At 45.6% G+C, this 13866-nt stretch carries 10 protein-coding genes; 2 read left to right on the top strand and 8 right to left on the bottom strand.

Annotated elements, in window-relative coordinates:
* Positions 1–95: 95 nt before the first annotated feature.
* The 7 genes from AAHN97_RS23665 to AAHN97_RS23695 form a co-directional block, all read right to left on the bottom strand.
* The gene (locus tag AAHN97_RS23665) at positions 96–1142 is read right to left on the bottom strand and encodes a cytochrome c oxidase subunit II (RefSeq protein ID WP_343304581.1); all 1047 of its coding nucleotides are present in this window, start codon (positions 1140–1142) and stop codon (positions 96–98) included.
* Between the two features lie 64 nt (positions 1143–1206).
* Positions 1207–2406 carry a quinol:cytochrome C oxidoreductase gene (locus AAHN97_RS23670; protein WP_343304582.1) on the bottom strand — a complete coding sequence of 400 codons (1200 nt, stop codon included), beginning with the start codon at positions 2404–2406 and terminating at the stop codon, positions 1207–1209.
* 46 nt (positions 2407–2452) lie between these two features.
* Positions 2453–3088: a c-type cytochrome gene (locus AAHN97_RS23675; protein WP_343304583.1), complete on the bottom strand. Its 636-nt coding sequence runs from the start codon at positions 3086–3088 to the stop codon at positions 2453–2455.
* Between the two features lie 35 nt (positions 3089–3123).
* Entirely contained in the window at positions 3124–3717 is a 594-nt protein-coding gene (locus tag AAHN97_RS23680; protein ID WP_343304584.1) for a DUF3341 domain-containing protein, read from the bottom strand.
* A 40-nt stretch (positions 3718–3757) separates the two neighbouring features.
* The gene (gene nrfD / locus AAHN97_RS23685; RefSeq protein WP_343304585.1) at positions 3758–5191 is read right to left on the bottom strand and encodes an NrfD/PsrC family molybdoenzyme membrane anchor subunit; all 1434 of its coding nucleotides are present in this window, start codon (positions 5189–5191) and stop codon (positions 3758–3760) included.
* Between the two features lie 121 nt (positions 5192–5312).
* On the bottom strand, positions 5313–8414 hold the full coding sequence (locus AAHN97_RS23690) for a TAT-variant-translocated molybdopterin oxidoreductase (protein ID WP_343304586.1): 3102 nt from the start codon (positions 8412–8414) through the stop codon (positions 5313–5315).
* Between the two features lie 81 nt (positions 8415–8495).
* Positions 8496–9731 (bottom strand): c-type cytochrome, encoded by a 1236-nt coding sequence (locus AAHN97_RS23695; RefSeq protein ID WP_343304587.1) that lies wholly within the window; start codon positions 9729–9731, stop codon positions 8496–8498.
* 538 nt (positions 9732–10269) lie between these two features.
* Between AAHN97_RS23695 and purN the strand changes: the two genes are divergently transcribed.
* The gene (purN, locus tag AAHN97_RS23700; protein WP_343304588.1) at positions 10270–10836 is read left to right on the top strand and encodes a phosphoribosylglycinamide formyltransferase; all 567 of its coding nucleotides are present in this window, start codon (positions 10270–10272) and stop codon (positions 10834–10836) included.
* A 56-nt stretch (positions 10837–10892) separates the two neighbouring features.
* Complete coding sequence (locus AAHN97_RS23705; protein ID WP_074241820.1) at positions 10893–11555, top strand: hypothetical protein; 663 nt, start codon at positions 10893–10895, stop codon at positions 11553–11555.
* On the opposite strand, the gene AAHN97_RS23710 is transcribed toward AAHN97_RS23705, so the two are convergent.
* Positions 11550–13820, bottom strand: a complete 2271-nt coding sequence (locus AAHN97_RS23710) for a TonB-dependent receptor (RefSeq protein WP_343304589.1) — start codon at positions 13818–13820, stop codon at positions 11550–11552. The genes AAHN97_RS23705 and AAHN97_RS23710 overlap by 6 nt on opposite strands.
* Between the last annotated feature and the right edge of the window lie 46 nt (positions 13821–13866).

Below are 13866 nucleotides of genomic sequence, written 5' to 3' on the forward strand. Positions count from 1 at the left end.
AAGTTCTGTTTATGATCAGCCGGTAAACGGGGCAGGCTCCCGGCCATTTCTTTAATTTTTTACTCCTTCAAAAATCAATCTAAAGTCCTCACAAATTAATGCGCCTGTGCTACCGTTTTTGCTGTATCTGCAACCGCAGGTGTACCAGCTGGTGCGGCAGGAGCAGCCGGAGCCGGATGCGCCTGTGCAAACTGTGTAGGCTGCGATGCAACCCAGGCATCATATTCTGCCTGTGTTTCCACGATGATATTAGCCTTCATTGAATAGTGACCGGCACCACACATCTGGTCGCAGGACAGTTCATATACGAAATCAGGATTCCCTGTTTTCTTCCTCATTTCCGCAGTAGTATACTTTGGCGTTAACCAGAGTGTGGTTGGGATACCGGGTACTGCGTCCATTTTCAGACGGAAGTGAGGCAAACCAACGTCATGCACCACATCACGGGAACCAATGATCAGTTTTACATTCTTATTTACCACTACGTGCAGGTCCGGAGCAATCACATCATCCGTATTCAGGCTATCCGCCCAATCCTGACCCAATGGGTTTATTGCATTGTCAATCAGTTTGAAGTTCCTGCGGCCCAACTGTCCGTCTTTACCAGGATAGCGAACCACCCAGTTAAACTGTTTACCGGTTACTTCCACGATCATGGAATCTTTCGGTGCTTCTGAAGTGATGCGCAACCAGTGGCGGATACCAAAAGCTACCAGGATGGTCAGTACAATCGCAGGGATCACCGTCCAGATCAATTCCAGTTTATTATTATGCGGGAAATAGAACGCTTTACGGCCATCTTTCTCCTGGAATTTGAATGCGAACCAGAACAGTAATATCTGTGTGATCACAAACACGATCATGGTGATGATGAAAGTTACCCTGATCAGGCTATCAATCCCATCTCCCTGAACGGAAGCAGATTCACCCAACATCCTGCCTTCGAAAAGATCATGACACCACCACACCCCAATCAATCCCAATACCAGGAATACGATCATCAGGAAACCGTTAATGCGGTTGGATTGCTCGCGCGATTTCTTTTCACCTTTCAGAATGGACACATATTCGCTAGCCTTCGCAATCTGGAAGATCACGACGAATATGAGAACAACTACTAAAACTGCTAAAAATCCTGACATTGCTATGAATAATAATTAAGTTATCTAATGCTATACGTTCATTCTTCTTGTGCTACGCCACGCATCAGGTGTGGTGTACGATACTTTCTTTCAGGTAAGGATGGTTCTTGGGAGCCAGTGGTGCTTTAGCCAGCTGGTTACCGGTGATCCAGATGATCAGGCCCACAAAACCAAGGCCAAGACCCAATTCATACCAAGGGAAATTAAGTTCGTGTACTGTACCTGGCATTACCATCTGGAAGAAATCCAGCCAGTGACCAAAGATGATCACACCAGCCATGAAAGCTACCGTAGTATTGTTACGTTTTGTAGAGCGCTTCATAAATACCAGCAGCGGTGCAATAAAGTTGATGATCAGGTTCAGGAAGAAAATAGGCCTGAACGGACCCCATACGCGTGGCTGGAAGTATACTGTTTCCTCCGGCATGTTCGCATACCAGATCAGCATGTACTGAGAGAACCAGAGGTAAGTCCAGAAAATGCTGAACGCAAACATGAATTTACCCAGGTCATGTAAATGCTCATCTGTTACATAAACCAGATGACCTTTAGACTTAAGATATATTACGAACAATGCGATCAGGGACATACCGGATACAAAAGTACTGGCAAATGTATACCAGCTGTACATAGTAGAGAACCAATGCGCATCAATGCTCATTAACCAGATCCAGGGGGTGGTAGAACCAACAGACAATGCAAATACAACAATGAAACCTGCACACCAAACTGTGTTCCTCCAGAGAAGACGTTTACCGGCTTCTGCATCCATCGTCCAGGTATCTTCTTCCAGAGACATCTTACGCAGCTTGATCGTCAATGCAGACCATAAACCAATAGTGATCACGGAGGCAATGGATACGAAAGAAGCGTTCAGGAAAGGAGATTTATTCTCCAGGATCTTATCGCCATGTGGGTTCAGCCAATGGTAGATATGACCTTTGTGACCGAAGATCAGAAAACCCAACACCACAAGCAGGATACCTCCTAATACAGGAACAGCCATAGAGATAGCTTCAGGAACTCTCCTGAAACCAAGCTGCCAGCCGCCATGTGCCAGGGTGGTTACGCCAATGAAGAAAGTACTGGCCAGTGCGATCAGCAAAAAGTAAGTGCTGTTCTGCAAAATGCCAGCCCAGAAGCGGGTAGCTCCATGTTCATCATTGAACACAAATAATCCGATCAAAAAAGTCAGCAAGCCAATGCCCAAAAGCACAAAGCTGGTCGTTTTTAATCTTGCTGGTACTACAAATTGGTCCTTCATTACTGTTGTATATTAAAATACTAAGTTGAAATGCGTTTAAAACAAATTATTTCGCTGCCACTACGGTTGCTGCAGTTGCAGGTGCTGTTGAATCAGCAGGCGCTGCTGCAGGTGTTGCTGCCGGAGCTTTTCCACCGTTCTGCATCTGCTTGATATAACCTACCACTTTCCAGCGTTGCTCCATATCCAGCTGGCTGGCATAACTACCCATCACATTGTAACCGAAAGTGATCACATGGAAGATACGTCCCTCTGTGTAACCCAGTACTTTACCGGTAAGCATGTTAGCAGGGGCTGCTGGGTATGGACCGTCACCACCTTTGTAAAGTGGTCCGTTACCATCCAGTTTCTGACCATGGCAAACACCGCAGTAGATATCATACAGGCGTTTACCTTCTTTGATACCGGCTTCGTCCAACGCCAACGGATTCTTAACCAGGTTCGCCTGTGCCGTATCCTCTGCTTTCAGGTGATAAGGAAGCAGCGACCCTCTCTTTACAGTACCATCAACGGGTTTCAGACTGGTCAGGCGACCATTGTAAAACTCGTATGCACGGGATTCGTACATATCTGGCACATAGATCTTACCGGGCTTTCTATTATGTGCTCCCTTATTACAGGCGGCCAGTAAGGCTCCACCGGCTAAGGCAGCTACAATCAGTATGTTGGAAGTCCTTTTCATCAAAATATTTATTTCTAACTGATCTTTCTTTTTGATTACGCGTTCACTGGTGTAGTACGCTGACTGAATAACTTGTCTTCTTTATCGAAACGGCCCAGCCACCAGCCGGCTTCTACTTCTTGCTCGTTGATCTCTTTCGCACCAACACTGTCCAGGTAAGCTTTCACTTCCTCTGCACGTGTTTTTTCTGTCAGCTCTATCACCATCACAAACAGGTCATCGCTCTGACGGGGATGGAACACATGTTTCTTTACAAAAGGTGCCAGCTGGCAGAGATACATAAAGGTCATCACCATACCTACCGCTGCAAACAATACCGTTAACTCAAAAGTGATGGGTATGAATGCGGGTAAAGGAAAGTGAGGTTTACCACCGATGTTCATCGGCCAATCTGTTGTGAATACCCAACTCATGAATGATAACGCGGTAGTTGTACCGGTAATACCATAAATGAAACCGGCAGTATGCAGGCTTGTTTCTCTCAGGCCCATGGCATGGTCCAGGCCATGCACCGGGAACGGCGTATATACATCATGAATCTTGTACCCGGCAGAACGAACTTTCTTTACCGCCGGAAACAATACCGCCTCATCATCAAAACTGCCTACAACAAATTTTTTAACAGCCATATGGATAATATTCTATAATCCGTTAATCTAATTCAGTTCATTAGTGATGCGCCTGATCGTGCGCAAACTTATCATTGTCTTCCAATTCGTATTTCACCATCTTCTCTTTGTAGTTCTGACCGGAAGTTTTCAGCACGTGCTTGATCTCAGCAACTGCAATAACCGGGAAGTATTTAGCAAAGAGGAAGTAACAGGTAAAGAACAGGCCGAATGTTCCAAGGTAGAAACCAACCTCAGGCCAGGACGGACGATAGTAGCCCCAGCTGGATGGAAGATAATCGCGGTACAGTGAAGTACAAATGATCACAAAACGCTCAAACCACATACCGATGTTCACAATGATAGACATGATAAAGGTAACCATGATGTTCCTTCTCATTTTCCTGAACCAGAACACCTGCGGAGACAGTACGTTACAGGTCATCATGATCCAGTAGCTCCAGCCCAGGGGACCTGCGGCGCGGAACTTGTAGAAGGTATCAAATTCATATCTGCTGCCTGAGTACCAGGCCATGAATAATTCTGTGAGGTAAGCAACACCCACAATAGAACCTGTCAGTACAATCACTTTGTTCATCGCCTCAATGTGGCCTAATGTGATGTATTCTTCCAGGCCCAGGATCTTACGTGTGATGATCAGCAGTGTCTGTACCATCGCAAATCCTGAGAAGATCGCACCCGCTACGAAGTAAGGAGGGAAGATGGTGGTGTGCCATCCCGGAATTACAGAAGTAGCAAAGTCGAAGGATACAATGGTGTGTACGGAAAGTACCAGCGGAGTGGACAAACCGGCTAACACCAGTGATAATGCTTCGTGGCGTTGCCAGTGTTTGGTGGAACCCGTCCAGCCAAAAGAAGCAATACCATATAAATATTTACGCAGTTTAGTTTTAGCTCTGTCCCGTACAGTTGCAAAGTCCGGCAAAAGACCTGAGTACCAGAACAACAGGGAAACGGTGAAGTACGTAGAGATCGCAAACACGTCCCACAAGAGTGGTGAGTTAAAGTTCACCCATAAAGGACCACGGGTGTTAGGGTAAGGGAGTACAAAGAATGCCATCCAAACACGACCCATGTGCCAGATCGGGAACTGTCCCGCACACATTACCGCAAAGATGGTCATTGCTTCCGCTGCGCGGTTAACCCCTGTACGCCATCCCTGGCGGAACAGCAAAAGGATCGCAGAGATCAGCGTACCGGCGTGACCGATACCTACCCACCAAACGAAGTTGGTGATATCCCAACCCCAGCCAATTGTTTTGTTCAGGTTCCAAACCCCTGTTCCCCAGTATACTTCCCAGGTTACAGAGAAAACCCCAAACAGCAGCAGCAAAACGGAAATAGTTAAACCGACATACCACAGCTTGCCAGGCTTGGCTTCAATAGGCCCGATAATATCCTCCGTTACCTGGTGATAATCCTTAACCCCATCTACTAAAGGTTCTCTCAGTGTGGATTCGTACTTCAAATGCATAGTAGTATTTTGAGCTTTGCTCACCCCACCCTTTCAGATGGAGCTACGTTGTTTCAAAACTTAAAACTGATTCTTTACCAATTCTATTTTTTCGCCTCAGCTCCGTTACCGGAACTGTTACTTAATGATGAGCTTTTTCTTCTTTATGTTCTGCATGTCCTGCTTTAGCTACCGGTGCTGCATCCTTGTTACGGATCTTGGCGAGGTAGTTAATAGATGGCAGTACGTGCGTTTCTTCCAGAACATAGTACAAACGGTCTGCCTGCTCTTCATTACGAACTTTATAGATACGGCTTTCTTTATCGTTAATGTTACCGAATACAATCGCATCAGCAGCACAGGCTTGTTGACAAGCAGTACGCGCTTCTCCATCTTTCATCGGACGGCCTGCTTTCTTAGCAGTCAGTTTCGCATCCTGTAAACGCTGAACGCAGAAAGAACATTTTTCCATGGTACCACGGCTACGAACAACTACATCCGGGTTCAATACCATACGGGTGAGTGCATCATTCATATCGCCGGTATCGTGCAGGTTGCCTTCCATGCTGTCCGCACCATTCCAGTCTCTCCAGTTGAAGCGGCGAACTTTATAAGGACAGTTGTTAGCGCAGTAACGGGTACCGATGCAACGATTGTAAGCCATTTGGTTAATACCTTCAGAACTGTGGTTGGTAGCAGCTACCGGGCAAACGTTCTCACATGGAGCGTTATCACAGTGTTGGCAAAGCATGGGTTGGAACACTACTTCAGGATTGTTTTCATCACCACTGAAGTAACGGTCGATACGCAGCCAGTGCATTTCGTGTGCCAGTACCACTTGTTCTTTACCAACCACACCCACGTTATTCTCAGCAGTACAAGCTACCACACAGGCGCCGCAACCAAAACAGGTGTTCAGGTCTATGGACATACCCCATTTGATACCAGGATAACTATGCTCAGGATACAGCGTAGCATCTTTACGGAAGTCTTTTCCATAATGATCCAGCTCGTGGCGGTCTTCGTTCACCTCTTTAGGATTCTTAATGAATTCTTCGAGGGTAGTTTCTTTAACGATCGGACGGCCTTCGTAGCTGTTATGCGTTTGAGTAAGACCGATCGGATATTTTCTGCCAGCAGCAACGGCTGTTGCTTCTGTGGAATAGTAATCAAAAGTTTGTCCGTTGGAAGAAACGAAAGGATAAGCATTCTGGCCTACTTCGCCGGCAGCTTTACCAATGAATTCTTTCTTTCCACGGCCGTAACCAACTGCAATCGCAATCACATCAGGATGGATACCCGGAACGATCAGCAAAGGCAATTCTTTTTCTACGCCGTTCGCTTTGATCTTCAATACCTGTTTCTCTGCGTTGATCTCATAATCATCGCCCAGTTCAGTAGAGAATGTTTTTGCAAGGGTGTTGGAAACACAAGCGTAGTTATCCCAGGTAGAACGGGTGATCGGATCGGGCATTTCCTGCAACCATGGGTTGTTGGCTTCCCTACCGTTACCAATTGCTACTTTTTCATACAGTACCAGTTCCAGCTTACCGCCTTTCTTGGCACTTGAGATCTTAGCAGCGGCAGCAGCAATATCACCGGCAAAAGTGGCGCCAGCTAAAGCAGCACCAGCTTGTGGTTCAATGATACCGTCCTGCAGGGCTTTATCCCATGCTTCCTGTGAACCGAGTTTACCGATCCACTCTGTTTTCAGATAATCTTCCCATGCGGTAGTGTTGCCACTCCAGTTCAGGAGAGATGACTGGAAAGCGCGGGTTTTGAACAGCGGGGCAATGGTTGGCTGAATAAAGCCATAGTAACCAGTGCGGCCTTCTGCATCTCCCCAGCTTTCAAGGAAGTGATGATCAGGAACAATATATTTACAGAGTTCTGTTGTTTCGTCGTAACGTTCGTTGAAGGAAACAGACACCGGAACTTTAGCCAAACCTTCTGCAAATTTCTTTGCATCATAGTAGCTGTAAGCAGGGTTTGCACCGTAGATCAGCAATGCGCCAACACTACCTGCATTCATGTCATTCACCAGTTGGGTGAACTCACTGTCAATACCCTGGCGGTAGTTGCTGGTCACTGCCCAGTCGATGGTAGTACCGTTAGAACCTGCGAGGTTATTGATAGCGTTTACAATGAGCTGTACATTCACATCGTTGGAACCGGATACCACAAGGGATTTACCGGGGTTCGCCTGGATAGCTTTGGCAGCTTTGGCGATCCCGTCTTTCAGTTTAGCATCAGCCAGTGCAGGAGCAGAAACAGCTCCACCCAATGCAGCTAGCAGGTTTAATGCTACAGCACCTGTTTCAGAAGGACGGTGTGTGAACCTTTCATCAGCATTTGCACCGGTAAGGCTCATCATGCTTTCGAAATGGAAATGTTTGCTCATTTCCGGATTCTTTGCATTGATCTTACGGTTAGTACCGTACTGACGGGAGTATTCAGAAGGATTCAGCCAGGTACCGAGGAAATCGGCATTCAGGCTTACAATCACTTTTGCATTTTCGAAATGGTAAGAAGGCAGTGTTCTCTTTCCGTAAGAAGCTTCATTGGCTTGCAACATACCGGAGTAAGAAACTGCATCGTAGGTAACGTGGCGGGAGCCGGGGTATTTAGCCAGGAACTCACCGATCAGTTTTTTAGTAGTAGGGCTGATGATAGTGGTAGACAGTAAAACAACTGGTTTGCCGGCAATCGCTGCGCTCACCTGTTTGTCCAGCTCAGCATAGGTGAGCTCCGCAATCCTTTTCTCCAGTTCCTCAACTTTAGGTCCTTTATTGATACCGGGATAACGGAGACGGGCAACATCATACAGGCCCAGTACTGTTCCCTGCACTCTGGCAGTGGAAGCACCACCGGTTACAGATGACATTTCGTTTCCTTCTATTTTGATCGGACGGCCTTCGCGGGTCTTAACTACTAAGGGAACGTATTCACCGTCAGTAGTATAGGCAGAAGCATAATAGTTCGGTACACCGGGCGTAATATCCTGCGGTTTATTCACGTAAGGGATGGCCTTCTTCACAGGGATATCACAACTTGCCGCGATTGTAGCAGCAGCCGTGGTAAACCCGAGGTATTTCAAGAAATCCCGGCGGGGGGTAGTAGCGTTCAGCATGCTCTCACTCTCTTCAAACGGCAGGTCTTCCCTGAATTCGTTCTTCACAGTTTCCTGATGCCCAGCTGTATTGTGCAACTCCTCCAAGCCTTTCCAATACTTTTTTTGCTCCATGTGATTATATCGAGTTACGATTTAAAAAAGTTGAGTTACGTCTTTGCCTAGTGGGCCAAGCCCCATAAGCTTCCTTATATATTAATAGTGGCACTTTTGACATTCTGTACCGCCCAGCATTTCTACAGTTACATCATCACCGCTCAGCTTCTTGTCCCTGATATCGTTATGTAATTTTTCGAAAATGCTGTAGTAGTTGTTTTCCACGAACTGCACCTTAGTAGTACGGTGACAGTTAACGCACCATCCCATGGAAAGATCAGCGAACTGATGTACTTCGTCCATGTTCTGGATCTCACCGTGGCAGGTCTGACATTGTACCTGACCGGCTTTTACGTGTTGAGAGTGGTTGAAGTAAACGTGGTCAGGCAGGTTGTGGATCTTAGTCCATTCGATAGGCTGGCCAGGTTTGGTGTATTTGCCGGCAGCGGGATCCCAACCAACGTGGTCGTATAATTTCTGAATTTCTGCTGTACCATTTACTTTCTTTCCTTCTGCAGTGAACAGGTCCGGACCAGTATACTCACTGATAGCCTTGTGACAGTTCATACAAACATTCTCAGATGGAATCATCGCATGTTTGCTCTTTTCTGCGGAAGAGTGGCAGTACAAACAGTTGATCTGGTTGATACCTGCGTGTACTTTGTGGGAGTAGAAGATAGGTTGTTCCGGCATGTAGTCCTGCTGACGGCCCAGGCCGATAGCGCCCTGGATAGTAAAGTAACCGCCGACCACGAACAACAATACAATGCAAAGCGCGATGTATGCTTTATTCTTATAGAAAGGAACAGGTTCAGGATTTTCATGACCTTCTTTCTCTGAAGCCAGTTTGTTCAGGTTGCTGTTGATCTGCATCAATATCACCGCAACAATAGCAAGGATCAGGGTAATAATGCCAAAAAGAAGGCTGTTACCGCCATCTTCTTTAGGAGCTGCGCCTGTTTCAGGGCCTCCATTATTGTTACCTTTTCCAGGAACAGGAACTGAATTGATATAAGCGAGAATGTTATCAATGTCTTCATCCTTCAGCGCCGGGAATGGCGTCATCGGAAGTTTATTGTACTGATTGAAGAGATCATTGGCGTACTTGTCGCCACTGGCAATAACTGCTGAAGAGTTACGGATCCAGTTGTGAAGGAGCTTTTTATCAGCCCACCGATCTTCAACCCCTGCCAGCGCAGGACCAGTTACTTTCTTGTGAACGGCGTGACAAGAAGCACAATTCTGCTGAAATAGCGTCTTACCTGCACCAGGATCTGCTGCCCCAGCTGCGGAAAATGAACTAACAAGTCCCACGCATAGGATAAGAACACTCACAAATTGCTTACGCAAACGAATGGAAACACGATACACAGCCTATTATTTAGATTTGACCTAAGGTTTCTTTAAAAGTGCTCGCAAAAATAAGACAGAATGTTGACAATTTACCAACAATTAAAAAAAAGTTGCCCTTGTTTTGAAAACACTTTTTATATATTATCCGCGAGACCTTCGCCCGCGAAAATGCTTTGCTGTAGCTGATTGTAGTAGTACCATACCCTGCCTGCCCTCACATCACGTTATAAATTCCTGATAAAAATCATATTTCCAAAATGAAGAGGTCCACGTGGTAACTATGATACTATTTTTGCATTAGGAGAAATGCCTCATGAAATGAATAATTGCCTTACTCACGTTATAACCCTTAAACAAGTTATAATAATAAAGGTTGTGATCGCATGATTTTAGTCATTCCCATTAAATGATAATCATCAACTTGCGATCATTTGGAGGCCACACTCCCTAAATTTAATAAAAAAGACCTGATTCATAAAGTCTTATCTGCCTATTTTTGCAGCTTATTAAACAACCGGGCTTGAAAAATATCGCCATATTCGCATCAGGGGCAGGCAGTAATGCACAAAAGATCATAGACCATTTCAGGGGTTCCAGCCTGGCTAAAGTCACGCTCATCCTGTCTAACAAGGCAGAAGCCGGTATCTTTAAGATAGCGGAAAAGGAACAGATCCCCGCTATATTAATAGATAAAGAACAGTTCTTCCGGGGAGACACTTACATTAAGTTACTGGAGGAGGCCCAAACAGACCTCGTGGTATTGGCCGGTTTTTTATGGAAGATACCCGCTAACCTGGTAACCGCTTTCCCCAACCGTATCATTAATATACATCCCGCCCTCTTACCCAAATTCGGAGGAAAAGGGATGTATGGTCATTTTGTACATGAAGCAGTATTGGCCGCAGGAGAAAAAGAAAGTGGTATCACCATCCACTATGTGAATGAAAAATATGACGATGGTGGTGTGATCCTCCAGGAAAAATGTATCATTACAGAAGAGGATACCCCGGAAAGCCTTGCACGTAAAGTACAGGTGCTGGAACACAAGTGGTTTCCCCTAATTGTGGAACGATTATTGACACAATAATTTCCGTAGATAACGGTTCATCTATCCGTCTGTTTCTACTTCAACTTACAGTTGTTATGAAAAGAATATTACCCTTTGTTCTGCTGTTCTCCGCTATCTGCCTATCAAGCAACGCCCAGGAAACCGAAAAGAAATTCCGTAAACGCACGTACCTGAAAGTAAATCCAACTACGATCATCAGCTCGCTGGATATCTACCTGGAACAGGACCTGACGGAAAAACTCAGCCTGGAACTAGGCGTATCCGGTATCTATACGGATTACCCGGATTATGTTTTCATGAAAAGGATAGATGTTGGCCAAAGAAAACCCGGCCTAAGTACAGAACAATATGTGGAAGGCCGTGGATTAGGATTCCGGGCCGGTATGAAATGGTATCTCTTCCGCCAGACTTCTGAGAACACCGCCAGGGGCACTTACTTTGAACCCGTATTATTTTATAAGAAAGTATTCTACCCCAATGAAGACCAGCTACTCAATGGCCAGGTCTATAAAAATGAAGGGGATAAAAATGTATATGGCATCCAGTTACTACTGGGCCGCCAGGTAAAGCGGGATAAATTTATCCTCGATCCTTACCTGGGCATAGGCATCCGCAGCAAAGTATATAACTACACCAACTATACGCTCGTTGGTAATTCCGTTAATGCAGACCAGACGGAACTGGTGAATGTTTTACCCAGCATACACCTGGGTATCAAAGTAGGATTCAGCTTATAATTTAGTGAACCGCACACCCAGGAATCCACGGATCCCCTGATTGGGTGCAAACACATAACTGGGGTCAAAAGTAAGCCTGTCAGGATTCTCTGCCGTAGGCATCACCGTACCATCCGGATTGTATACCACCTTTTTATCAAAAGGATCATGTGACCGTGCAATGGAATTCTTCGGCGGTGTATAGTTCAACAGGTTCTTCACCCCGCCATAGATCTCCCAGCCTTTCTTAAACTTCTTCGTCAGCTGAATATTCTGAATACTCCAGTAAGGAGAAGTAGCAGGGCGCGGATCATATTCACTTTGTAAAGGCAATAACATCGGCCCGTAAATATTACCCGTATAGTCTATACTGATGCCGGAACGGCGGAAAGAATAAGAAGCAGACCAGGTGCCGGAGAATTTCTCTGTTAACTTAGGCCGTATCTTTTCCGTTCCATTCTTCTCATACACATCCACAAACGTTACACCCGCTATCAGTTTCAGGGGGAAGTTAAACATCAGGTCTGCATTCAGGCTAAACCCTTTCGAAATAGCATGACCCTTCAGGTTGTCATATAAGATGGTATCCGGTTTGTCGTAATTCGGCAGGATCTTATTGGAAAAGTAAGTATAGAAGGCAGTACCGTCCAGGGTCAGGAAAGCATTGTTCAAAGGTATCTTCTTGGTATAGTTCAGGTTCACATTCAGGCTCTTTTCCGGTTTCAGGGAAGACTGGATCACCACTTCCCTTGCACCTGTCAGCGCGGCATGGTCTTCCGTGAAAATGGATACCACCCTGTAACCTGTACCCGCATTCAATCTCAGTACATTGCGATAGTTGGGCGTCCATTTGTAAGCCAGGCGTGGTGTGAAAATGTTACCATGAATGGAGTTATGATCATAACGCATGCCCAGTAATAAAGTATGGCTGCTGTTAAACCTCAGTTCATCCTGTAAGAACAGTCCTGGCAGAAAAGTGCGCTCCGGTTTATTTTTTGTGGAGGCTCCTTCTTTCAAAGCAGTCACTACGGTATTATCATCATAAAAAGTATAGCGCACCGGCAAACCAGCCAACAGGTTATGTTTACCTACTTCCTTATCCCAGGTAAGCTGCGCAAAAGAAATTGTTTGCTGTGCCAGGAATACCGTTTTACCGTATACAGAATTCTGATCATGATAGTTGAAAGATCCCTGCAGCATCATATGCTCCTTCGTAGGCAATTGGTATTGCCCGATCACTTCAGCACGACTGGTAAAAATACTTTCGCCATAGACGCTGTCCGTTCCCCTCCAGTGTTTATTCCATCGCGTTTCGCCACCCCATCTGTCTTCATAAAAATAACGCGCTGCGATGGTTGCTACCCTGTTGTTCTTGCGGGAGAAGTTCCATTTATTAAAAACAGAGATGCGGTGTTGCAATGTTACATCCGTGAAACCATCTCCATTTTTATCAATAGGATGCTGATAGTTAAAATAGTTCACCCCTAATAATGCCTGTGCTTTCTTTCCTGCATTCACACGCAGGCCAAGGTCTACACTGTACTCCTGCCAACCGGTGGCCATCACATCTGCTGTGAATTTAGGCGCTGTGTTAGGAGATTTGGTGATAATATTAATAAGGCCGGCCACTGCTTCAGAACCATATAGTGTAGAAGCAGGCCCCTTTACGATCTCCACTCTTTCCACCAGGCTGTTAGGAATACCTGATAACCCATACACAGTAGATAATGCACTCACAATAGGCATACCGTCAATCATCACCATGGTGTAAGGCCCTTCCAGTCCGTTGATATGAATATCCCCGGTATTGCACACATTACAGTTCAACTGCGGGCGTACGCCATTCACATTTTGCAGTGCATCAAAAATACTGGGAGTAGGATTCCTTTTAAAGAATACAGGGGAGTATACTTCTACGGGCACAGGGCTTTCCGCTTTGGAAACTGCCCTTAATGTACCACTTACCACTACTTCATTCAAGTTGGAAGAAGTGGGTGTTAAACGGATAGTAGTTTCTGTGATACCGGAAGCTTTGATCTGTACCGGTTGTACATACGTAATATATCCTACAGCGCTTACCTGCAAAATATGCCTGCCGGGTGCAATACCTTTCAGATCAAATTCCCCCGTTTCGTTTGTAACAACACCCTGTTTTAAGTCTTTAAAGCCGATGCTTGCAAATGGCACTGGTTTATCTTCTGATGTGATCGTTCCTTTTAAACGTCCTTGCGCAAATATTTCGGTTGCCTGGAACAGCAATATAGTTAGGATAAACTTGTAGGTCATATGGCAAATTTAAAATTCAAATCCATATTTGTCTAAACTTATTTTT

The organism is Chitinophaga niabensis, assembly GCF_039545795.1.
GTDB classification, from domain to species: domain Bacteria; phylum Bacteroidota; class Bacteroidia; order Chitinophagales; family Chitinophagaceae; genus Chitinophaga; species Chitinophaga niabensis_B.